The 22991-nt window shown below is 57.4% G+C and carries 22 protein-coding genes; 13 read left to right on the forward strand and 9 right to left on the reverse strand.

Translation table 11 applies throughout. From position 1 onward, the window contains the following. Nucleotides 1-9: 9 nt before the first annotated feature. The 4 genes from VEG30_04645 to VEG30_04660 are packed head-to-tail and all read right to left on the reverse strand — an operon-like array spanning nt 10 to nt 2901. Nucleotides 10-933: an MlaD family protein gene (locus VEG30_04645; protein ID HXZ79196.1), complete on the reverse strand. Its 924-nt coding sequence runs from the start codon at nt 931-933 to the stop codon at nt 10-12. Continuing rightward, nucleotides 930-1733 carry an ATP-binding cassette domain-containing protein gene (locus VEG30_04650; protein ID HXZ79197.1) on the reverse strand — a complete coding sequence of 268 codons (804 nt, stop codon included), beginning with the start codon at nt 1731-1733 and terminating at the stop codon, nt 930-932. Before VEG30_04650 ends, VEG30_04645 begins: the two co-directional genes overlap by 4 nt. Next, a complete protein-coding gene (locus VEG30_04655) occupies nt 1733-2536 on the reverse strand; it encodes an ABC transporter permease (GenBank protein HXZ79198.1) in 804 nt (267 codons plus the stop codon). The genes VEG30_04650 and VEG30_04655 overlap by 1 nt, the downstream gene beginning before the upstream one ends. Next, a complete protein-coding gene (locus VEG30_04660; protein ID HXZ79199.1) occupies nt 2536-2901 on the reverse strand; it encodes an STAS domain-containing protein in 366 nt (121 codons plus the stop codon). The genes VEG30_04655 and VEG30_04660 overlap by 1 nt, the downstream gene beginning before the upstream one ends. 786 nt (nt 2902-3687) lie before the next feature. On the opposite strand from VEG30_04660, the gene VEG30_04665 reads away from it, so the two are divergent. The 4 genes from VEG30_04665 (at nt 3688) to VEG30_04680 (ending at nt 8455) form a co-directional block, all read left to right on the forward strand. Further along, nucleotides 3688-4062, forward strand: a complete 375-nt coding sequence (locus tag VEG30_04665; GenBank protein ID HXZ79200.1) for a response regulator transcription factor — start codon at nt 3688-3690, stop codon at nt 4060-4062. A 204-nt stretch (nt 4063-4266) separates the two neighbouring features. Beyond that, a complete protein-coding gene (locus tag VEG30_04670; protein HXZ79201.1) occupies nt 4267-5058 on the forward strand; it encodes an SDR family NAD(P)-dependent oxidoreductase in 792 nt (263 codons plus the stop codon). Between the two features lie 371 nt (nt 5059-5429). Further along, entirely contained in the window at nt 5430-6728 is a 1299-nt protein-coding gene (locus VEG30_04675) for a hypothetical protein (protein HXZ79202.1), read from the forward strand. A gap of 302 nt (nt 6729-7030) precedes the next feature. After that, nucleotides 7031-8455 (forward strand): esterase-like activity of phytase family protein, encoded by a 1425-nt coding sequence (locus VEG30_04680; GenBank protein HXZ79203.1) that lies wholly within the window; start codon nt 7031-7033, stop codon nt 8453-8455. Between the two features lie 141 nt (nt 8456-8596). Here VEG30_04680 and VEG30_04685 read toward each other — a convergent pair whose 3' ends face one another. After that, on the reverse strand, nt 8597-9334 hold the full coding sequence (locus tag VEG30_04685) for a carbonic anhydrase family protein (protein HXZ79204.1): 738 nt from the start codon (nt 9332-9334) through the stop codon (nt 8597-8599). Nucleotides 9335-9770: 436 nt separating this feature from the next. On the opposite strand from VEG30_04685, the gene VEG30_04690 reads away from it, so the two are divergent. Further along, nucleotides 9771-10466: an outer membrane beta-barrel protein gene (locus VEG30_04690; protein HXZ79205.1), complete on the forward strand. Its 696-nt coding sequence runs from the start codon at nt 9771-9773 to the stop codon at nt 10464-10466. On the opposite strand, the gene VEG30_04695 is transcribed toward VEG30_04690, so the two are convergent. After that, nucleotides 10463-10822, reverse strand: coding sequence for a hypothetical protein (locus tag VEG30_04695; protein ID HXZ79206.1), 360 nt, complete (start codon nt 10820-10822; stop codon nt 10463-10465). The two genes, VEG30_04690 and VEG30_04695, sit on opposite strands and share 4 nt — an antisense overlap. Nucleotides 10823-10903: 81 nt before the next feature. Beyond that, a complete protein-coding gene (locus VEG30_04700; protein HXZ79207.1) occupies nt 10904-12736 on the reverse strand; it encodes a hypothetical protein in 1833 nt (610 codons plus the stop codon). 533 nt (nt 12737-13269) lie between these two features. On the opposite strand from VEG30_04700, the gene VEG30_04705 reads away from it, so the two are divergent. From VEG30_04705 to VEG30_04730, 6 genes are all read left to right on the forward strand, one after another. Beyond that, the gene (locus VEG30_04705; protein HXZ79208.1) at nt 13270-13701 is read left to right on the forward strand and encodes a signal peptidase I; all 432 of its coding nucleotides are present in this window, start codon (nt 13270-13272) and stop codon (nt 13699-13701) included. Continuing rightward, entirely contained in the window at nt 13698-14522 is an 825-nt protein-coding gene (locus tag VEG30_04710; GenBank protein HXZ79209.1) for a hypothetical protein, read from the forward strand. Before VEG30_04705 ends, VEG30_04710 begins: the two co-directional genes overlap by 4 nt. Before the next feature lie 11 nt (nt 14523-14533). Then, nucleotides 14534-14860, forward strand: coding sequence for a PqqD family protein (locus tag VEG30_04715; protein ID HXZ79210.1), 327 nt, complete (start codon nt 14534-14536; stop codon nt 14858-14860). Further along, nucleotides 14857-15969: a radical SAM protein gene (locus VEG30_04720; protein HXZ79211.1), complete on the forward strand. Its 1113-nt coding sequence runs from the start codon at nt 14857-14859 to the stop codon at nt 15967-15969. Before VEG30_04715 ends, VEG30_04720 begins: the two co-directional genes overlap by 4 nt. A gap of 104 nt (nt 15970-16073) precedes the next feature. Then, on the forward strand, nt 16074-16856 hold the full coding sequence (locus VEG30_04725) for a hypothetical protein (protein ID HXZ79212.1): 783 nt from the start codon (nt 16074-16076) through the stop codon (nt 16854-16856). A gap of 417 nt (nt 16857-17273) precedes the next feature. Continuing rightward, nucleotides 17274-20411, forward strand: a complete 3138-nt coding sequence (locus tag VEG30_04730; GenBank protein HXZ79213.1) for a DUF3857 domain-containing protein — start codon at nt 17274-17276, stop codon at nt 20409-20411. Nucleotides 20412-20572: 161 nt separating this feature from the next. On the opposite strand, the gene VEG30_04735 is transcribed toward VEG30_04730, so the two are convergent. Beyond that, entirely contained in the window at nt 20573-20695 is a 123-nt protein-coding gene (locus VEG30_04735; protein HXZ79214.1) for a hypothetical protein, read from the reverse strand. A 74-nt stretch (nt 20696-20769) separates the two neighbouring features. Beyond that, nucleotides 20770-21171, reverse strand: a complete 402-nt coding sequence (locus tag VEG30_04740) for a hypothetical protein (GenBank protein ID HXZ79215.1) — start codon at nt 21169-21171, stop codon at nt 20770-20772. A 374-nt stretch (nt 21172-21545) separates the two neighbouring features. Here VEG30_04740 and VEG30_04745 point away from each other — a divergent pair, with 374 nt between their 5' ends. Together VEG30_04745 and VEG30_04750 are read left to right on the forward strand one after the other, a co-directional pair. Then, on the forward strand, nt 21546-22043 hold the full coding sequence (locus VEG30_04745; protein ID HXZ79216.1) for a hypothetical protein: 498 nt from the start codon (nt 21546-21548) through the stop codon (nt 22041-22043). Beyond that, nucleotides 21992-22991 (forward strand): hypothetical protein (locus VEG30_04750; protein HXZ79217.1); only part of this gene is annotated, 1000 nt, incomplete at its 3' end. The genes VEG30_04745 and VEG30_04750, both read left to right, overlap by 52 nt.

The following is a 22991-nucleotide window of genomic DNA, read 5'->3' on the forward strand; positions in this document are numbered from 1 at the left end:
CCTCATTATTTATTGCGGGATCTTGCGTTCTTTGGGTTGCTTGATTCGGATCAAGCTCCACGGACGCTGCTTCAGCGATTCGGTCAGTTGATCCAGGTTGTCTGTCGCGTCCCGCAGATTCTCCACTGTGTCGTCGATCTTGCTGTCATTCGCCCGCACCACCACCTGCATGTCCGCCAGCAGGCTCCTAGCTTGCAGCAAAGTAGCCTGCAAGTCAGCCAGGTCTTTGCGCATCGGTTCCCGCAGGTCGGTGACCGTGCCATTCACGTTTTGAACGGTGTCATCGGCATGCTGGCTGAGCGCGATCACTTGATCGGAAATTCGATCGATCTTCGGCCCTTCGGTCGCCAGCATTCCATTAACCCGATCCAACACCGCTTGAATCCTCTGTTGATTGGGCGGCCCGGTCACCGTGTTCAAATTGGCTAGTAGATGTCGAGTGTCGCCGCTGATCCCTTCCAGTTCTCCCTGCACCTGCACGATCAAGGTGTTTGCGTTATCTGCGACCGTGGCCATCTTGCCGGCAATCTCATCCAGACTGGCGGCTTCCTGAGAGGAGATCGATGATCCGGGGGGAAGGCGTTTTGCCTCGTTGCTGCCGGTGGTAATCGATAGTGAAGCGCTGTTCATAATGCTGGTCATACCCAGCTTGGCCACGGATTTTTCATTCAGCGGCGTACCCCGGTTCACTTCCAACAGAATCTCGATCCGGGTCGGGTCTTTCTCCCACGGCCGTACGGCTGTCACTTTGCCCGCGTTAATGCCGCCATAGAGGACTGACGCTCCCGGCTCCAGTCCGCCGGCATAACGCAGGTATGTCCGGTAAGGAACCGTATCCCGGTTGAACTGGGCGTTGATCAGACAAATGAGCGTAAACGCCAGGAGGGCAAAACATCCCAGCACGAACGCCCCGACCTTTGCTTCTGTTGTCACGAGTTTGCCTCCGAACTGCGCAAGTATTTGTCGAAGTAAGCGGCGACGGCGGGCGCTTTGGCGATATCTCCAGGCGTTCGGTCGAGGAATTGCCGGACACGCGGATCCTGGCTTGCCCTGACTTCGTCCTTAGTCCCAATCGTGCTAAACACTCCGTGGTACAGCATCGCGATCCGGTCAGCGATCCGGAATGCGCTTGGCAGTTCGTGCGTCACCACAACGACTGTCACCTGGAAGGTTTGCTTCAGGAGCAGAATGAGTTCATCCAGCTCCGCTGCAACAATCGGGTCCAGTCCTGCCGAAGGCTCATCGAGCACGAGAATCTCGGGGTCAAGCGCGAGAGCACGCGCGACAGCGCCGCGTTTCTTCATGCCACCCGACAGCTCCTGCGGCAGCAACTTGCCGAAGTCTGCCAGCCCGACCACCGCCAATTTCATCCAGACCATCAGGTCGATTATGGATGGCGCAAGCTTGGTATGTTCACGCAGCATCAGCGCGACATTGTCCTCAACCGAGAGCGAGTTGAACAAAGCCGCGCTCTGAAAAGCCACGCCGATGGAGCGCCGCAGAGTTTTCAGTTCCGCCGGCGAGCAATGGGCAATGTCGGTCCCCTTTACCAGGACACTGCCTGACTTGGGACGCTCAAGCCCGATGATGTGGCGCAGCAGCGTGCTCTTGCCCGAACCGCTGCCGCCCAGCAGGACCATGGTCTCTCCCTGTTCAATGTCGAGATTGAGCCCGTCCAGTACTCGCCGCCCGTCGTATTCGACCACCAGGTCGCGAACTGAAATGATTGGCATCACGATTTCCCCGAGAGGTAGAAGATGGCCGTGAAAATGGCGTCGGCCACAATGACGAGGAACGTTGACTTCACGACCGCGCTGGTGGTCGAGCGCCCAACGGAATCGGGTCCCCCACGAACCCGGAAACCCTCCAGGCAGCCAACATGAGCAATAATCGTGGCGAAGGCCACGCTTTTGATCAGTCCCGTGATGACATCGCGCAACTGGATCGACTGCAACACGTATCGCAGGTACAGGAACGGCGACAGATGCGTGCTGAAGAACATGAACAGTCCGCCGGCCAGAATGCCGCAAAAGTTTGACACCACGCTGAGACAAGGAACCGCGATCAGCGCAGCCAGATACTTCGGCGCCAACACGAACTCCACGGGATCGAGCGCCATCACCCGCAGGGAATCGAGTTCTTCGGTCACCTTCATGGTTCCGATTTCAGCCGCGAAAGCCGAACCCGACCTCCCACTGACGGCTACGGCGGTGAGCAGCGGGCCGAGCTCACGCGTGAAGCCGATCGCCACCAGATCGATAACGTAATGCAAGGCTCCGAAACGTCGCAGTTCGGAGGCTCCTTGCATGGCGAGAATGAATCCAGAGCAAAGCGCCATCAGGGACACCATCGACAGCGCATTCACCCCAATCTGCAGCATCTGGCGCACCGCGGCCTGCCAGCGGTAGCGATTTCCCACAAATGGCAATGCGGTCCACATGGCGCGCAGCGTCGCCCACAACTGGATGTTCAGGCTCCCGACATAATCGAGGTGCGTGAGGGTATCTCTTCCGACGTCTTCGAGAATGGTTGCCATCAGGAATTCTTCGAGGCTGACAAAGCGGTTTCACAGCCATTCGTTTCAAACAGAGACAGCAAGCCTGTGATCTCGAATAGGTGCAGCAGACGGCCCTGCATCCTCCGCAAGCACAGAGTGGTTTGTCGGTTACGCGCGACTTTCAGTCCCTCGACCAGGGTCGCAATGCCTGAGGAGTCAATGTAAGGAACTTCCGCTAAGTCAACGACGATGGGTTCGGCCGAAGGTTCTCCCAACATGGACAGAAGCTGATCGCGAAGGGCTGGCGAGGTATCGATGCTCAGACGGCCACGCAACTTCACGAGGTCGCCTTCATCGCCGTGATTTACGATGATTTCAAGACTTTCGGCCGCAGTGACTATCACACGCGTCAACGGAATTCTCCCTCTCGGATTTCCCCAATGGATCCGCAAGACCGCAGGCTACGCCTGCTCGATCTACCGATTTCAAAGCATGCAAGCTTCCAAACCAAGAGGTAGAGCTCCCAGGCGCGATCTCATTTCTTAACAGTCGATTACATGCCCATGCCTGAAGAATCGGGCAAGTTGTGGTGCAGGTCTGAGAGACGAGAGTGACGAGCTATTGGCAGGTGACGGAAGCAGAAGTTGCAGAAATCGCCATGGTCGTGCTGAAAACCGGCCGCCCGACGATCGTGGCCGCTGGGAGTATTCGATTGTCCATTGGTTGTAAGGTCACCAGATCAAATGGTTTTTGCAAGAGCGTGATCGAGCCGCAGGAGACAACCGCCGAATCGGCTGGCCCGTGGTACAGAAAATGCTTGGTATGAGAATGCAAGACGTGGGCGAGATCGACTCGAACCACAAATGCGGCTCTAACATTCAGGGAAGTCGCCGTGGAGGCTCATCGGTTCCGGCGTGACTTTCTTCCATCCTCTCGCGCGGGTCTGGACCCACCGGCCCGGCCGGAACCCTCCTCCCCTCTTCGCAGGAAGATCGACAGCATGAACGGCATGACCGTCCCCGATACCGTCGAATGTGATCAAGGTGGCATTCCCTTATTTATCAGCTCCGATCTGTGTAACCCCCTCTTTGTTGCTGGGGCAACCTTATCCCGAGTAGGATCGAGGTTCGACATCTGGTGATCCTTGGTCACCGATAGTTCGCTGGGTACTGGAAAGCACTTTCTCAACGATGAGCAGCCAAATCCGTGTTTTCGGCGTTGATGATCATCCTCTGCTGCGCGAGGGGATTGCTCTCGTCATCAATTCCCAACCAGGAATGGTGATGGTGGCGCAAGCCTCCAGTGGGCGTGAGGCGATCGAACGCTTTCGTGAACACAGGCCCGATGTCACCCTCATGGACCTTAGACTTCCAGATATGAGCGGCATCGACGCTATGATTGCAATTCGGACAGAATTTCCCGACGCGCGCATCATCATCTTGACGACTTTTGAAACGGACACCGAAATCAAGCGTGCTTTGGCAGCAGGAGCCAGCGCTTACCTGCTCAAGAGTGCTCCTCCCAGGGACCTGGCGGAAACAATCCGTCAGGTCCACACGGGCTGAGGGATCGTTTTTCTTACTTCTAAGCTCTGATTTTTCCGTAGCCGTTCGGGCCAAGCGTGTAGTCGTGCGAATTTGTCTCCCCTCCTGGCAGGACTTTGCCTTTCCTGATCAGGGAAATCATGTTCTGGCCCGATGGCATAGTGTCGCACCCAGTACGATTGCGGATAATGCTTATCTGCTACGCTCAGGTCTGTCGAATTAACTATGTCTGATCAGCTCAGTGGAAGGGTTGCCGTAATTACCGGTGCCTCGATGGGAATTGGCGAGGCGCTGGCGCGCTTGTTGGCTGCGGAAGGCGCTACCGTCGTCCTGGCCTCCCGTGATCAGGCACGGTTGGAGGCGGCCCGCACCCGTATCGGCCATCCCGAGCGCACGTTGGCCCTCGCCTGCGACGTCCGCAACCGGGAAGACATCGACCGCGTGCTGTCACTGACGTTGCACAATTTCGGTCGTATCGACATTTGGGTCAATAACGCCGGTCTTGGCTTGCAAGACTCTGTAGAGATGATGGACCTCAATGCCTGTCGACGGATGTTCGAGACGAACCTCTTCGGCGCGATTGACGGGATGCAGGCGGCGACTCCTGTTATGAAGCGCCAGGGCGGTGGCACGATCATCAACATTTCTAGCGTCGCGGGACACATTCCCCTGCCGTTTCAGGCTGCCTATAGTGCAACAAAATTCGCTATGAACGCGATCGGCAAAGCGGCACGAGTTGAGTTGCTGGGCACGGGCGTGCACGTGCTGACGGTTTGCCCGGGATACATTGCGACAAACTTCCGTGCCAACAAAATCCCCGGCCGCGACCCTCGCCAACTGGACGACAGGCGTCGTGGCGCGAGTGCTGAAACCGTTGCCAGGGATATCCTCAACGGGTATTTGCATGGTAAGCGGGAAGTGTTCACCCCACATCGCTATTGGATCGCCGCCAAGGTGTACGGATTAGCCCCGCAACTGGTGGAATGGGTGCTGGCAAAGAAGATCAAGAACGGCTAGATAACTGGGGTGGAAGCAAAGACTGTTTCTTGGCTGTCAGAGCGCGATCCTGGCCCCGGCATGCGGATCACGATTTCCGTGACCAAAGAGTAGCGGCAGGTCTGGAAATTGGCGCGACCTTGTTTTCCAATTTTATGATTACAAAGGACATTTAGCTTCTGCTGAGGAACGGTTCGCGATCGCTCGCCGACACACGGAATTGCCTGGCTGTGCACACTTTTGCAGCTCCCGTTTGAGGAATGTTGCTGTGCAGCGCGTGCAGCGCGTCCGATTGGGAGTAAAATTATTGGCGGAATAATCGGGTTTTTTTAACAAACAGCATTGCACAAAACGGGGTAGCTGCTGATCAGCAAAAAGAACAGGAGCAGGCTATGAACCCGCTGGCTTTTGTAACCCGACACCAACAGATTTTTCCGCTTGGAATAATCCTGCTGTTGATCGCAGGCACGCCGATCCTGGCACAAACCTATCCAGCCAGTATTCCTTCTCCCTCTGATCCTGGCTTGCAGAGCCGCGTGGCGATGCCGCCTTTGACTCTTCGCCCGGGGACTATCTTGACGGTCCGCATCAACGAGGAGCTTTCTTCGGACCGCAACCAGCCCGGCGATCTCTTCTCCGCTACCCTCGCGCAACCGGTAGTCGTGCAGGGCATCGTGGTCGCACAAGGCGGCTCTTCTGTCGCAGGCCGAGTAGTGGAGGCAAAGAAGGCAGGCATGGTCGCCGGCGTTTCGCACCTGAAAATTACGCTGAGCAGTCTGAGTCTGGTGGACGGTCAGGACTTGCCGATCCAGTCGCAATTTGTGGTTCGCAGAGGTCCAACGTCCAACGTGCGGGATGTCGCGGCTGTCACAGGTACAACTGCACTGGGCGCGGCCATCGGCGGAGCCGCAGGTGGTGGCAAAGGAGCAGGGATCGGCGCAGGAGCGGGCGCTGCAACCGGTGCGCTCGGTGTTTTGCTCACTCGGGGCTACCCCACGGTACTTCCGCCGGAGACGTTGCTGACATTTCAAGTTACAGCTCCCGTGACCATAGACACTGAATATGCGCCACAGGCATTTCGCGGAGTGGCTTCGCTCGATTATTCGCAGGCGGAGACACAGCCTCAGCAATCCCCTGCCACTCAGACGCCACCTCCACCTGCGGCGGCTCCGCCTCCGGCAGTAGCCCCGCCTCCTCCGGCTTACCCGCCCCCTTACTACTTGTCCTACTGGCCGCCTTACTATCCTTACTACTACGATTACGGCTATCCCTACTATGCGGGCTATCCGTACTACTACGGATCTTCGTTTAGCTTCTTCTTTGGCTATCCTGGCTATTACGGCTATCCCGGTTATTACCGTTATCCCTACTACTACGGATATCGCGGGTACTATCGCTACCCCACTCCGTACTATCACGGGTATGGCTATCGCAGCTCCTGGGGCGGTTATCACGGATACTCTCCTGGGTATCGCGGGTACAGTGGAGGCCGCCCGGGTTATTACGGGGGCTATCGCGCGTATAGTGGAAGCCGCCCGGGTTATTACGCGGGCTATCGGGCGTACACTGGGGGCCAGCCGGGCTATTACGGGGGCTATCGCGGTTCCCCCGCTCATTCATATACTGCCGGATCATTTGCCTCCCACAGCGGCATGAGCGGTCACAGCTCGCACGGGGGCTTGCACCGCTGAGTCTTGGCGAGTGGCACTGCTGAAGAGTCTTCTGGCGGCTCTCTACTGCACGACTGATCCCGCTCACTGCGCTGGAAATTCTCGAAACTTATCCACAACTTCTGAGCGCACAGCTGTCCTTCATGCCGTTTGAAGGCTCGGCATTGGAGTGTTGTCTCAAATCCTATCCGCGCGAAATCTCATTGGCTGCTGCGGCAGGTACACGAGGATCCTTGTAATCAAAGATTAATTTGACTGGGTTCTCGTGCCTTCTTAGGATTTGCCCCGCTCTGATGTCAAATCCTGGGGGGACCCTGATGTCTATGAAGCTGTCTGTCTGTCGCACTGCCTTATTGGCCTTCGCGCTCGGATTATTGACGGCGTCGCACTGCGGCGCACAAGTCACTTTGCTTGCGGTCGGCGAGCTTACGGACTCCCGCGCCGGTGACAATGTTGACCTCTCGGGGTTGACCTATAACCTGGAGAATGGTGCTCCGGCGAACCTGCTGGGAGGTCTGGGGTCAGGACTGGCGTACGCATCCGATAATACTTTTCTTGCTCTCCCAGATCGCGGCCCCAACGCTGTTTCCTTTGACACGGCGATAGACGACACCGTCAGCTACATTAATCGCTTCCACACTGTCAAGATGGTGCTGAACTCGAAACCCGACGCCGCACGAGGCCTGCCGTTCACGCTGACCCCGCGGCTAAAGGGTACGACTTTGCTTTGGAGCCACACCGCCCTGGTGTATGGCACCGGGGACGGACTTGGCGTCCCCTCGGGCGTTCCCCCGGTTAACAATTTCTTTCAGCACTTCTTCACCGGACGCTCCGACAACTTCGATCCCGGCGAGAACTCCGGCAATCCCAAGAATGCCCGCTTGGACACGGAAAGCATTCGTGTTTCCAATGACGGATGGAGTGTATTCATTTCCGACGAGTACGGGCCCTACGTATATCAGTTCAACCGGTTCACGGGAGAACGCGTCCGGTCGTTCAAATTGCCGGATGATTTTTACGTAACTTCGTTGTCGCCGGTCGGCGCGACAGAAATTTCTCAAAACGCCGCTGGCCGAACTGCAAACAAGGGTATGGAAGGTCTCGCCATCACACCCGACGGCCATACCCTAGTCGGCATCATCCAGGCTGCGTTGCTCCAGGACGCCAAGCTAAAGGGAGACGCTGCCAACCTGCTGCGCATCGTCACCATTGATGTTGCTTCCGGTAACGTCACCCACCAATACGCGTACAAGCTCACCACCGGCAGCGGGGTGAGTGAAATTTTGGCGCTCAATAATCACGAATTCCTTGTCGACGAACGTGATGGCAGGGGACGCGAGGGGGGCAACAATCTGACCAGCAATGACGCGCGGGTAAAACAAATTTTCAAGATTGACCTGGACGGCGCAGTCGACGTGACCGGCATGAACGGCACCGACGCGGTCAAACTTGCAGTTCCCAAGACGCTGTTCCTGGATATCGTCCAGGTACTGAAGGCGAACGGCTTCGACGTTACGTTTGACATTCCCTCCAAGATTGAAGGCCTCACCTTCGGCCGGGACATCAAGCGTAAAGGCACAAAGCTTCACACCCTGTGGGTGGCTAATGATAACGACTTCGTGCTCGAAACCAACGACGTGCCTCCAGTTGCGAATCCCAACCAGTTTTTCGTGTTCGGCTTCAGTGACGCCGACTTGGGAGGCTCAACATTTGTGCCTCAGTTCCGGGAACACGACGAGGATGAGTAGGGTCTTGTAGGCCGAATGCCCGAGGCGTGTTCGGTGATGACGTGGCATCACCACGTCTTCAGCCTCGGTCACTTGTGTTAACACCAGTCCTTAACCACCAGGCACTGGCAAGGGGAGCATTGCCGACAGCAAGATTCGGCGCTAGCTGACAAACTCGACGACGCCGGTCGCCAGATCGTACATCGCGCCTGTGATCTTGATGCTCCCTTTTCTCTCCATCTCCTCCAGGATTGGACTACGCTTGCGGATTTCGGCCAGACCCAGCATGACATTGGATCGTGCGACTGCATTGACATAGCTCGCATTCTTGCTGGACTTTTCGCCATCAAACTTGGTCGCCGGTATGGCCGGCTTGATCCGCGCCAACAGCCCGGTGAGGTTACCCAACACGACGTCGTCGATCGCGCCCTTAATCGCTCCACAAGCTGTATGCCCTAATACCAGCACCACCTTAGCGCCGGAAACTGCACAGCCAAATTCCATGCTGCCGAGCATGTCATCGTTCACCACGTTTCCTGCCACCCTGCCGGTAAAGGTATCGCCGATCCCAGCGTCGAATACGATCTCGACTGGCACTCGGGAATCGAGGCACCCGAGCACGACTGCCGCCGGATATTGCCCCGCGGCGCTTGATCGTTTCTCCGCCAGGTAATCCCGAGAAGCCATCTTTCCGGTGCGGAAGCGCTCGTTCCCCTTTTTCAGTTCATCAAGAACCTGCGCCGGGGTCATGCTGTCACGTTGCTCTTTCGTCAAAGAATCCCTCATGCTGGGCGCGAACTGCGCCGGTAATAAAGACAGGGCAGGACTGAGGAAACAAGTACCAAGCCCCACACTGAGAAAGCTGCGACGATCCAGAGAGCCGTCACAGGTTCTTGTCATATTTTTCCTCCATGGCCTTACGAGTATGAAGAGACCAGTCAGAGCCAAGCAGAAAATGGGCTGACGGTTCTCGCACGTCGTCCTTCTGGCGTTTGGATGGCGCACGATTTCGTTCCTCGATCTAGTGATCCCCTAAGGGCAGCGAGGATACCACAGATGAAAACGAAGTCGGGTGTCAGTTGAGTTGGCGCCATATTGAAACCTCCCTGGCTCACAAGTGATCCGGTCGCTGTGAAATCGACGTGATCTCAACGGCTGACTACCTGTGGTTCTGTCAAAAAACACCGTTCGCAAGATCACCGCCGTACAGACCGCAGTGGCTGTACAAGAGCGAGTACACGACAGGATCCGAGCACGAGAGGCTTGGCAGGTCCGTGCTGAGTGCCGCTTAGTTCGGCGTTGCGTTAACGATTGGTTCAATAACAGGGAACCACAGATGAACCCAAGAAATCTCTTATTATGCGCACTCCTGGCCCTTCTCTGTTCCCCCAGCGTTGCACAGCAGAAGGACATCAACCGATATGCCGTATTCACCGGCTTCGATTACTTGATAAGCCCCGCTCGCAACCTTACAGAGCGGGGATTCGAGGGCGACTTCGGTATGATCGTGAAACCTTGGCTGGGGATTGGCGCGGACTTCAGCGCCATGGGCGACGACGTTTTGAGCGGCGCAGGGACCATCACCGGCACCGAAACTGTGTTCGCCCCCTTGCTGGCCGGGGCCGCAGGGTTAGGAGCGCCGCCGCCAAGTGCGGTTCATATTGCCTTCCGATCCACTACCTACACGTTTGCTGCCGGTACCCAATTTTACTTGCGCAAGTGGGACAAGATAACGCTGTTCGCCCGACCCGGCCTGGGCGGAATCCACGAATCAGCCGACTTTGATCTGCCCCCACAACTTGGAGCACTCCTGACCCTGCTGGGCGCTCCCGTCCCTGCCTCTCACCAAACCGACACGGCGGTTTTCTTCGGCTTGGGTGGTGGGTTCGACGTGAATGTATCGCGAGCAGTCGGGGTGCGTTTCGCGACAGACTGGGTGAATACCCATTTGTTCTCGAATTTGCTGACCAGCCGGCAGAACTATGTGCGGTTTTCGGTTGGCCCGGTTTTTCGCTGGGGGCATCTGCGCTAAGCAAAGCGCTCACAACCCCGAACATCATCTAATTGCCTTGATTTCAACCCCTCACTCATTTTCTGCATACCAATTTTCTTACCCCTAGGGCGCACCGCACACGAGAATACCCGCTTTCCCGTAAATACCTTGGGCCAATTTACGCCATCCCACCATCGATGAAACCTGAAGAAATCAAACGCATGTACCAGTTGTGCGCGCAGATTGAGTGTGAGAAGGATCACCATCGATTCCTGGAACTGATTCGCGAGCTCAATGAATTGCTCGAGCGCAAGCAGCGCAGGCTGGACGAATCCCGCAAGTGTTGAAGCGGGGAAAACAACATCTCCAGGCAGATTAGAAGGATCGGCGCCCATTCGCCGGTCCCGGTGTGGGAATGCACTGGACTGCACATAGATCCGGGTCTGAGGTGCAAGCAAGCGCCGAAGACGAGTTTTCTACTGCAGCGCCGACTGCGTCAGCTTCACGGCACAGTAAGGAGTAGCGGCTCCCCCGCTTACTTTGCAGTTTCCTCCGTTCACCGAGCCGCCTACCAGGGTGGAAAAGTAGATGTTGGTACCGCCGTTGGTCACCTGATTATCCACCACAATGCCGCTGGTTCCTCCCAAGGCGCGCGGGGCGGCAACGCAACTCGAAGTCGGGGGATTGCTGCAGTTGGGCTGGGACGCCGTCCCAGTAAGAGTCGAACTCTCCAGAAAGCCGTCATTGACGCTGCCCACGCCAAAAAACATGCGGTCGGTGGTGCCGTTGTAGAACTCAGTCAAAGGTGAGCACTCATCTCCCACGCTATTGTTGACCACCCAGGTGGTTGCCGTGGACGCAGGCTTCTGCAAGGTGTGGTTCACGAAGCTATACATGTACATCTTGGGATTCGAGGGGATCAGCGGATTTCCCGTCGTACCTGATACAAAACCGCAGCCCAGGATATGCCCAGCAGTAGTTCCGCCGATCCAGAATTGATTGTCGAAGGCGCCGGCGTGGACGTTGCCGGTGGTGCAGTCGCCGGCGCCGCTGGCCGAGCCCAGGTCGACCGTATTGGAATTACTGGCTGTAAAGCTGGAGGTAAAGTTAGCGGGAAGCTGAGTGATGGCTCCTCCGGTGCCATTCACGTTGCTGCAGCCAGTGAAGGCAAATACCTGGTCAACAGCGGGATTGGCCGAATCATTGACCACAATCGGAGCGTCGATAACGCCCGTTCCCGCACCATGACCTACCCACCCGATCGCGACGCGTGCCGACGTTCCGTGGTGGGGACTGGTCAGGCTGATAGCGTACAAATAGCCATTGCCGTCTCCCATGAAGATGCGGTCGGCATTGCTGTCCACAATTGCATCGGTTACCACTTTGCTCGCAAGGCCGTTGGCTACCACTGTCACCGGCCAATTGCTGTCATTGACCACCTGGGGCTGGCCGCCTCCGAACACCGGCGTGATCTTGTATAGCTTGCCGTCATCCGTTCCCACGTAAGCCGTGTCCGTGCTGTAGTCGATATAGGGCGAGGAATCTGTATTCGCGCCAGTCGAGATCTGCACCGTCGTCATGCAGTTGGGCGCTGTAGGTGTAGTGCACGACGATGGAGTTGATGGCGATAACACTGTTCCCGTCTGCAAGGGCGGAGCTGGAATCGGATTGGGCAGCACCAGGACGTGGAAGAAAGATCCCAGGGTTGCGCTCTCCACGAATGCCACCTTGGTGCCGTCGACAGAAATGGTAGGTGAGGTGCGAATGTGGCCGCCACCCTGGGTGAAAGTGTTATAGGCAAACGCGACCCAGGGGCTGCCGCTGTTGCAGGGCGGCGATTTTTCCGTGTACAGGTTGTTGATGCCCACCAGATTCGCCTGGCCCGAAGGTGCATTTAGCCCAAAAACTACGTAGTCACCATTACAATCCTGCGCGGTCACATCGAATCTGTACTTTGCGGGATACTGGTTGGCGGGTACGAAACCGTTTTCCAGCGAGACTGCCCAATCAATCCTGACGGCGTTCTTGCTGGAGATGACTGGCGCGCCGGCTTCATCAGCCATCTGGCGCCTGACCATGTTGTAAACATGGCGAGGTTCTTTCCACCCAGCTGCAATCGCTTCGCTGGCGAGGTTGCCGGTCATGACTACGTGGCGCGAACTCCAGTCCTCAGGAAATCCGAGGTGATGCGCGTGCTCCGCGGACTCATCGTCGACCCTGACATGCCCCGGGCCTGGCTGCCCCATGGCGGTAGATCCCAGCAATATAAGCAAGCTGAGCAGGCCGATACTTCCCCTAATTAGCTTCATTGCCTGTAACCTCACCGAACTTCTGACTCATGAACACAGCCTCCCAATTTTGGGACCGCTTTGGCGCGGAGCCCAATTTATGGACATCGGCGCAGCCGTGCTATGAAGTCTTGCGATTGAAATGACAGTGCTTTTGGGTGGCATTAATTTTCCCGCAGGCCAAGGCCGTCGTTTCAAACACGCGCTCGAAGCGGAATTCCGGCTTGTGATAAGGCTTTCGAGCTGGCTTAGGATCCCCGGCGGGCTCTTGATCGTCGCCTCTCTCGGCGTCACTCATGCAGCACTCGCACCCTCCCGAGACATTCTAAGGCTGCTTTTTCACGCTAGGACCCTCAGTGCTGGAAAGCATATGTACTAAGGGTGTACGCCAGGCTCAGAAAGACCGTATCAGGGGAGTTATTCCAAGCTCACTTTGAGCCTCACATACTATTCGAGATTGGCCGGCAAATCGATCCGTCCGCAACGCCCAAAAGATGTGTGCCAGTGCGCAATCTTCCGCCGCAACAAAAACCGAGCTGATCCGGCAGGCTCTTGTGGCGGGTAGGGTGATTCAGCTCCGGCTCAGCGGCACCAGCATGATGCCCACGCTCTGGCCCGGCGACCTGGTTTGGGTAAAGCCCGTCAAAGTGGAGAAACTTGCTCCTGGCGATGTGATTCTCTTTTTGCGCGAGAATCGCATTATGGCTCATCGCATCGTAGGAATGGATGCGCCTGCCGGTGAGCTTGTGATCCGTACGCGAGGCGATACTCTCCCAGCGGGCGATCTGCCGGTGCGTGGCTCAGAGGTTTTGGGGCTGGTAACTGCAGCTCAACGCTTTGGAACTGGATGGGCGATCTCTCGTACTCCGCGACTCGCTTCTCGGATTCTTTCACGGATTGTGCGGCGCTCGGACCGCTTTCGCCACCTGCTTTTCACCCTGAACCTTAAGCTCTCTCACAATACCCGTGCCCGGAGGGCCTGGTGAGTGCCGTTCTGGCATCCGTGTCTGCCGCAGCTGACGCGATCGCAATCAACATCGGCGGCATCGTCGGTACCGTACACACGGAGAGTCCTTTCTTTCGGCAGATGCTGCTACGCCACTATCACGATTTCATTTCTCTTCCTGCAAAACCTAGCTTCGAATTGGAGGTGGAGTTGCTGGAGTTTCCCGATAACAGCGACTTGGATGCTGATCTGGAGGTTCGCTTCACGGGCGGGTGCTGGCATCTGCGCCGGGGAGACTTCAGCGTCGTCTGGGATCCGACGTCAGGCAGGGGGAAGGTTCGCCAGACGGCGAATCCTTATTCCATCGACACTGTGTTGCGCATTTTGCATAGCTTGCTGCTTGTGGGTCAGCGTGGATTTCTCCTCCATGCTGCCAGCGCCATTCGCGGCGGGCGCGCTTACGTTTTCACCGGGCTTTCCGGCGCCGGCAAGACGACAATTTCACGACTGGCCCCGCCTCATGTCACGCTGCTCAGCGATGAAGTTTCATATTTGCGTCCACTGGAAGGCGCCTTCCGGGCCTTTGGCACGCCTTTCTCCGGCGAGCTTCGCCAGGCTGGAAAGAATTGTGCCGCACCCGTGGCGGCCATCTATCTTCTGGATAAAGGACCCCAGAATTGTGTCAGTCCGGTAACTCCTGCTGAAGCGCTGCATGCCCTGATGCGCAACATTCTCTTCTTTGCAGATTCGGCGAATCTCGCGGGCTCGGTTTTTCAAATTGCGTGCGATTTTGTGATGCAGGTTCCGGTCAAGCGGCTCACGTTTGTCCCCGATGAACATGTCTGGGAAATGATTGGCTGAGGCCAGAGTTCATGGAGAACAGGCAAATCAAGTATGTGGCGCGCAGCACGGCGATTGCTGCGCGCATGCTGGACGGCGAAATGATGATCATGTCTCCCGTAGACTCCACCTTCTTTAGCCTGAACGAAGTTGCATCTGCGATTTGGCAGGCCGCCGATGGACAGACTCTACTCGCTGATATCGTGGACAGCAGAATCTGTTCAGCTTTCGGGATCGATCGCGAAACTGCCCTGCGCGATGCCGAAGAGTTTGTGGAGCAGCTCGCGAAGCATGGAATTCTGCGGATCTGCACCACTCCGGTCGCGAATACACCCCCATCGGGGGTATTCCATCGATGAGTCTGCTGGAGGAAATCAACCAGCGGGCGATTGATCTTCGCGTGCCGCTCTCCGTCCAGCTTGATGTCACCTACCGCTGCAACGAGCGTTGCATACACTGCTATCTCGATCACCATGACCGCGGCGAAATGACCACGGACGAGATCATCGGAGTGCTGGACCAACTCGCCGACGCCGGGACTTTCTTTCTAACTTTCAGTGGCGGCGAAGTTTTTTTGCGCCGCGACTTTCTGAAGCTGGTAGAGCATGCCCGTCAGCTGCTTTTCAATGTCAAGATCAAAACCAATGCAGTCCTCATCCGCGAAGCGCAAGCGGAGCAAATCCGGGAGCTGGGAGTGGATCGGGTACAGATCAGCGTCTATTCTCATCGCCCCGAAGTTCACGATGCCATAACCCACCTGCCCGGATCTCTAGAGCGCACTCTAAGAGGAGTACGCTTGCTGACGGCCCATGGAGTCCGCGTCTCAATCGCCAACGTGCTCATGAATCGGAATATAGGCGATCAGGCCGGGGTCCAGGAGCTGGCGCGTGAACTCGGCGTCCACTACACAGTTGACCCGACCATTACTCCGCATATGGATGGCGACCGCACCATCCTGAGTCTGCGCATTCCCAGCACGGATCTCGAGCGCATCCTGCATGACGAAACCCTGGTGGGCGACGTCCAGGAATTCTGTGCACCGCCTGCGCCGGTTGGAGCGGACATCCTGGACGGTTATCCTTGCAGCGCCGGCCACACATTCGCTTACATCTCGCCGTATGCTGAGGTCTTTCCCTGCGTGCAGTTCCCGCTCCCCTGCGGCAACCTTCGTCAGCAAAGATTCGCCGACATTTGGAAGGCCTCCCAGGCATTGAACCAGGTGCGATCCATTCGCGCACGCGATCTCGAGGTCTGCTCCGAATGCTCCCACGTTGGAACCTGCACTCGCTGTCCGGGATTGGCCTACATGGAAGGCAATATGCGCGGACCGTCATCGGCGGACTGTGAAAAATCCTGGCTGAGAACTGGCATTCGTTCCGCCAACATGATTCGCAAGACTGAATTCAGGCCCTCCGAGTTGGTTCAGATCCGATGCGCCTCGCCGCAGGAATCGTCCTTGGCCTCGTGAGAAGCCTTGCCAGTTTGGACTGGCTTTTCCCCAAGACTGCGCGTATACATTACGGCCTCCAGGAAAATCGGTAATCCTGACTATCTTTCCGAAGGGAGAGGATTATGCACAGGAAATTGGGAAGAGAGTTCGCAGTAGTGTGCCTGCTCGCGATGGCTGCCCTGTGGGCACTACCCGCATGCGCGCAGACCTCAGAAGTCAAAGAAAAACCGCCGATGTACTCCTATGTGGGGAATTGGAAGATTCCCCGCGCGCAGTGGGCCGACATGGAAAAGAACAACGCCGCTGATCAGAAAATCCTCGACGCGGCGCTCGCCAAAGGCACCATCGTGGCCTACGGTAACGATGTGACTCTGGTTCACCAACCGGAAGGTGAAACTCACGACGATTGGTGGTCGGCCATGTCCATGGCGGCCATACTCAATGTGCTGGAGCAGTTTTACCAGTCCGGTGGCGCCACTACTCCGGTCCTGGGCAGTGCTACAAAACATTGGGACAGCCTTTACGTCAGCCGGTATTACAACTGGCATGCCGGATCATTCAAGAACGCCTACACTCACGTTGGCACCTATAAATTGAAAGCCGACGCGCCCGACGACGCAGTAGACACCCTTAGCAAGAGCGCGATTGTGCCGCTACTGGAAAAACTGCTCGCCGACGGCACGCTCCATGAGTACGAAATCGATACCGAAGCCATCCACACCGAAGCGCCCGGCACGTTCGTGATTGTGTACATCGCAGCGAACGCGGAGGGACTGGATAAGGTCAATGCGGCGCTGCAAAATACGCTGAAAGCCAACCCGCTGACGGGTCCGGCATTTGGTTCCATGGTGGACTTCAGCGCGCACCGCGATTCCCTGCTTCGCACCAACGCTACTTACAAATAGTCACATTGACTTCCTGATCTGCGAGCGAGCGCCTGCTGGCGCCGCTCGTGGGCCAGGTTGCGCCCTGGCTGACCGCTGATTACTGAGTCCTGATTGCTTGCTCACTAACGCCGCTTCCCCTCCGTAATCTCGGTCTCCCGCGTTATGCCTTTCCCTTCGCGCCCGAGTGCGTCAGAATGAATACTGCACTCCCAAATTGCGGGCGCGCGCACATCGGGCCAAGAGGCGACTCTACCTATGAGAAGTTTAATTTTGAGAAGTTCAGGCGTTGCCGTTTCTTTCACCGTCTTCTTCTTGGTTTTGCTGTTCTCGCTGAATGCTGCCTCAGCCCAGAACGCGTCAACACAGAATCCATCCGCCTCTAAGGACTCTTCAACCCCGGGCTCCCAAATCAAGGATCGGACGCAATCGCCCCCTGTGCCGAATAGCCTGCCGCAATCCAAGCCTCCGGCCACCGCCGAAGCCGAAAAGAAGCCGGATTTCTCTCAGGAGCCCTTCGTCATACAGGATCTGAAAAACCAGGTCTGGTTCGAGAGAAATGGTACCGGCCGGCGGGTGATGACCGCCGTCATTCTGGTCAATACCGAGCTGGGCGTGCGCCAACTCGGGCAATTGGTCTTCGGCTATAGCTCGGGCAATGAGAAGTTGGACGTCGATTACGTCCGCATACGCAAACCCGATGGCAGCGTCATCACCGCCGGCGCAGATGCCGTGCAGGACCTGGCGTCCGCCGTGGTGCATACGGCGCCCATGTATACCGACTTCCGCCAGAAGCACATTACTGTTCCGGGGCTGCGCCCTGGTGATCAGCTGGAATACAGCATCACCACGACCATCGAAACCGCCCTGGCTCCCAATCAGTTCTGGTTCGAGTACGACTTCGACCGCGAAGTCATTGTGCTCAATGAAAAGCTGGAGATCACGGTTCCCAAAGACAAACCTATCAAGCTCAAGACCGAGCCCGGCCGCGATCCCGAGGTTCACGAATCCGGCGACTACCGCATTTATACCTGGGCCAATGCCAATCTGAAGCACAGGACACCGGAGGAAATCCGCGAAGACCGCCGCAAGCGGCGCCGCCACTTCCAGGAAGAGCAGCCTAGCGTGCAGCTCACCACTTTCCGCAGCTGGCAGGAGGTGGGCGCCTGGTACGCGCCTTTGCAGCGGGAGCGCATCCAGGCCACTCCTGTGCTTCGCGAAAAGACCGCCGAGCTGATCAAAGATAAGAAGACCGACCTGGAAAAGATCAAAGCGATCTATGACTTCGTGGCACCGGAATATCGCTACGTGAGCCTTTCGTTTGGACTCGGCCGCTACCAGCCGCATGCCGCTGCCGACATCTTCACCAACCGCTACGGCGACTGCAAAGATAAGCACACGCTGCTGGAAGCGATGCTAGCCATCGCCGGCATTCATGCCGATCCCGTGCTCATCAACTCGCGGCGCAGAATCGATCCCGACGTGCCTTCGCCGGGACAGTTCGACCACGTCATCACCCTGGTCACGCTGGGCAAACAGCGGGTCTGGCTCGACAGCACCACCGAAGTAGCGCCCTTCCAGTTGCTCAGCTTCGGCCTGCGCCACAAGCAGGCGCTCTGGGTGCCGGCCGACGGCAACGGCACTCTCATCGAGACGCCTTCCGATTCGCCCGTTCCCAATCAGCAGATCATCGATGTCGATGCGAAGATCGACGACATAGGCACGCTGATTGCCAACATGCACCTTACCTTGCGCGGCGACTCGGAGCTGATGTTCCGCTACGGCTTTCGCAGCCATCCGGAATCGGAGTGGAAAGACCTGGTGAAGTCCGCGGGCGGCATCAACGGCGAGATTTCGAACTTGAACGTCGACAACCCCACCAACACGCAAAAGCCGTTTGAGCTTCGTTACACCGCTACCGTGGCGAATTATCTTGATTGGTCGAGCAAGAACCCAACCTTTCCCGTGCCCCTACCCAAGCTGTCAGCTCCCGAAATCGAGGGCGACGAAGACGAGCAGCCTGAGCAGGTTGAACTCACAGGCGCTCCGATCGAGGCGGTGTACAGGTTGAAGCTGGAAGTGCCCGCACGTTACGCGGTCAGCATTCCTCTGCCTGCCCTGGTGTCGCGTGACTATGCCAGCTATGCCGTCACTTACAAGAACGAGAAGAACGTCATCACCGCAGAGCGAACTCTGCGCCTGCTGCGGCGTGAGATTCCGCGCCAGCGGCTCGATGACTATGCCGCTTTTCGCCGCGTCATCGAATCCGACCAGGGACAGCTGGTCTCCCTCGAGACCTCACTGGCCGGCGCATCGCAACTGCCTCAAGGCCTCAAGGCGGATGACCTGATTGCCGCCGGCGCAGCGGCGATGCGCAACCGGAATTTCCCCGCTGCCATCGAGTCCTACAAACGTGCCACCGAGCTCGAGCCCAAGAACAAGAATGCCTGGATCGGCTTGGGCACCGCCTATCTTTCCGAGCGCAAGACCGCCGACGCCATCGTCGCTTACCGAAAAGTTCTCGAGATGAATCCCTATGAGGCGCGAGTGAACAATGGGATTGCCGCCGCTTACGCAGCCGATCACCGCTGGGATGAGTCAGCGGCTGCCTTTCGCAAGGAGCTGGAGATCAATCCCCTGGATTCTGCAGCCCACACCGGACTGGCGCAGGTACTTCTCGAGCAGCGGAAATTTTCCGAGGCCCTGCCGGAACTCGAAAAAGCTGCATCCCTGGAGCCCCGCAATGCCGGAACTCTCACCCAACTGGGCCGCACTTACCTGGAAGTTGGTCAGCAGGAAAAAGGTCTGGAGGCGCTGAACAAGGCGGTCGAGATCGCACCCAATTCCAGCACTTTTAACAACGTTGCCTATGAACTGGCACGCCACAAGATCGAACTGGATCGCGCGCAACAATATGCCGAGTCTGCCGTCAGCGAGGTCGCAGCTCAGCTACGCAATGTGGATGTTTCCCGCCTCCGCCTGGAGGATTACTTCTATTCAGGCGCGATTGGTTCCTTCTGGGATACCCTGGGTTGGGTTCACTTCCAGCGCGGCAATCTGGAGCAGGCCGAAAAATACATCACTGCTGCCTGGTTGCTGACCGCGCACGGCGAGAGTGCCTATCACCTCGGCCGGATCTATGAAGCTGCCGGTCGCAAAGATGACGCCATCCGGCTTTACGCTTCCGCTCTGGCGGCAAAGAATTCTTATCCCGAAGCTCGCGAAGTCCTGACTGCCTTGCTCAAGAACCCTAAAAAAGTGGACGAGGCAATCCATAACGCCGCCCAGAATGGCCTGGGCATTCCCGCGCCCCGCTTTGACTCGACCGCCAACGGAAACGCGCAGGCCGACTTCGCCTTCGTTTTCGAGAACGGCCCCAAGATCGACGGCATCAAGTTTCTTTCTGGCGACGAAAAGCTGCGCAGCTTTGCTTCCAAGCTGGACAGCGGGAAATATCCGGTGGCGTTCCCCGACGGCACCCCCACCAAACTGGTCCGCCGGGGAACGCTCTCTTGCGGCGATAAAGGTTGCGTCGTGCAGTTGCTCGATCCCGAAGCGGTCACCTCCGCCGATTGATTTGCAACTGCCATCGCTTTCAGCCTGTCATCCTTAGCGAAGCCCCCGCCGTTCTTCTCGACCCCCGTCCCTTTTGGGGGTCGCGGCCGCTGAGGAAGGACCTTGCGGTTTCTTCATCACCCCACACACCCTTCGCTCCAGGACAATCGCCGCCTCTTCCCTCAAGCCGATTTCTTGGTCGCTGCTGCAGGAAACTCAATGATCTTTCCGGTTTCGGTTTCAGTTCTCCATTTCGGCGCCACTCTGTATCCCGCCGGAATGTAGAACTCAATTACTTTCGCCATGACTACTTCTTTCCAAAAACGTTTGCCGAGACGCTTGCGCCATAACCTTGCCAAGCGCCTCGGCTCTCTATTCATTATTGACCCAGCGCAGCAACAATAGTTTCGGTTCCTTTGGTGCTGGCGCGGAGCTTCTTCTCAGCCTGTGAGCGGCCGAGTTCGTAACCGGCATCGCGCGTCGAGACGGACTCCAGGAAGTACGTCTCCCCGTAGCGATTGAAGCTCAGCTTGGTCTCGCCCGAGGAATCCCCGGAAAAAGTGTGGACGAAAATGGTGTCATTGTTTGCATCATTGCGAATGGCAAGTACCTTCGAGCCATCGGACATTTGCGATATGTAGTACCTTCCAGCCGCGAATTCGTGACCTTCAGCGGTGAAGTCAAACGGTACATTCGCAACCATACGATCCTCGGCGTACCCGCTCGCTGCCAACAACGTCAGCACTCCCAGTGTGAACATCATTCGATTCATGATTTTCATTTCTTCTCCTCTTTTCACCTTTAGCTTCGGGCCTGGGTGAGCCATGGCGGTTGCCCGCTTGGTGCCCATGCATTCCCCAGAATCCCTGTGTTCACCTGGTTAGACTCATCCCAGAAGCGCAACGAATCAGCGCAAAGCCCGAAGTTACCAACGTTTGACAAGTCCGAGATGAGCGCGTGAAAAGCGGGGCAATCAAGGCCGGAATCAGCGATTTTTTCGCTGAGACAACCAATGTCTCTCCACGCCCTTTACAACCTGATGGTTTCGGTTTCCCGAACAATTTCTGGTTCCTGGGCCCCCACCCTACAAACCGTCAGTATGATCGTGACCCGCCCCTGCCAATTCGGGCGGTGTCTAATCCTGCAGGAGGACCTATGTCTCGCCCCATCAGAATTCTCGTCGCGCTGTTTATCGCCAGCTTGGCCGCCATGACCGAACCCATTCCTTCGCGGCCAACCACTGCTTCAGCGGCTCCGGTGTCGCCAAACGGCCATCTCCCTATCAAGCGCGTAGTGCTTTACAAGAATGGTGTCGGATACTTCGAGCACTCCGGCCGCATCCGCGGCAATCAGCACCTCACCATCGACTTCACTTCGTCGCAACTGGATGACGTTCTGAAGTCGCTCACCGTGATGGACACCGGCGAAGGCCGTGTCACCGCCGTGCGCTACAACTCCATCGCTCCTCTGGATGAGCGACTGCGCTCGCTGCGCATCCCGCTTGGGCAGCAAGTGACTCGGGCGGACTTCCTCAATGCGCTGCGCGGAGCTCGCGTGGAGATGGCAGTGGATCGGCCACTGCAACGGGCAAGCTGCTCAGCGTGGAAACCAGGAAAAAGCAGACCGCCAAGGGCGATGAACTGGTGCCCGTGACCGAGTGCACGCTCATGACCGAGAGCGGCGAGCTGCGCACTTTTGAGCTCACGCCCGGAACTACCGTGCGTCTCGCCGAACGCGACCTCAACGAAGAGGTGACCCGCTACCTGGACCTGCTCGGAAGTTCGCGCGCCCGCGATCTGCGGCGCATGGTGATCTCGACCTCAGGCGCGGGTGACCGCGACCTGGTGGTCAGCTACATCAGCGAGGTGCCGATCTGGAAGAGTACGTACCGCATCATCCTGCCCACGCAATCGGGTGCCAAACCGCTGCTGCAGGGCTGGGCCATCGTGGATAACACCATCGGTGAAGACTGGAAGAACGTTCAGCTCTCGCTGATCTCCGGCTCCCCACAATCGTTCATCGAGAAGATTTCCCAGCCGTACTATGCGCGGCGGCCGGTGGTCGCGCTACCGGAGACGGCGATGCTGACTCCGCAGACGTTTGAGGGGACGATGAGTAGCGACCGCGACCGACTGGAAAGCTTCGATAAGTCCTCCCATGTTCCTGCGGCTGGTGAAGCCGGTGGTGGCCCATTCGGAATCGCCGGAAAGGTCATAAGCCACTCGGGACAGAATGCGTTCACTGGCCCCGGCGTGGGCCCTGGTTTCGGAGGCGGAGTTGGAAGCACCATGTTCAAAGTTGGGCCCTCCAGCCCATCGGATTCGGTCTCAGTCACGGCAGAGCGCTTACCTGCCCCTTCAAACGCAGCTATCTCTACCACCATCGAACCTCAAGCCAGCGCCAAAGATCTCGGCGATCTCTTCGAATACAACCTGAAGCAGGCGATCACCATAGGCAAAGATCAATCAGCGCTGGTGCCCATCCTGCAGGAGCGTATCGAGGCCGATAAGGTCACGCTGTGGAGCGAGGATTCACCTCAGGCGCTCCGCGCCCTCTGGTTGAAGAACACCAGCGGGCTGACGCTCGATGGCGGCACCTTCA

The sequence above is a fragment of the Terriglobales bacterium genome (assembly GCA_035624455.1).
In the GTDB taxonomy this organism is placed as follows: Bacteria; Acidobacteriota; Terriglobia; order Terriglobales; family Acidobacteriaceae; genus DASPRM01.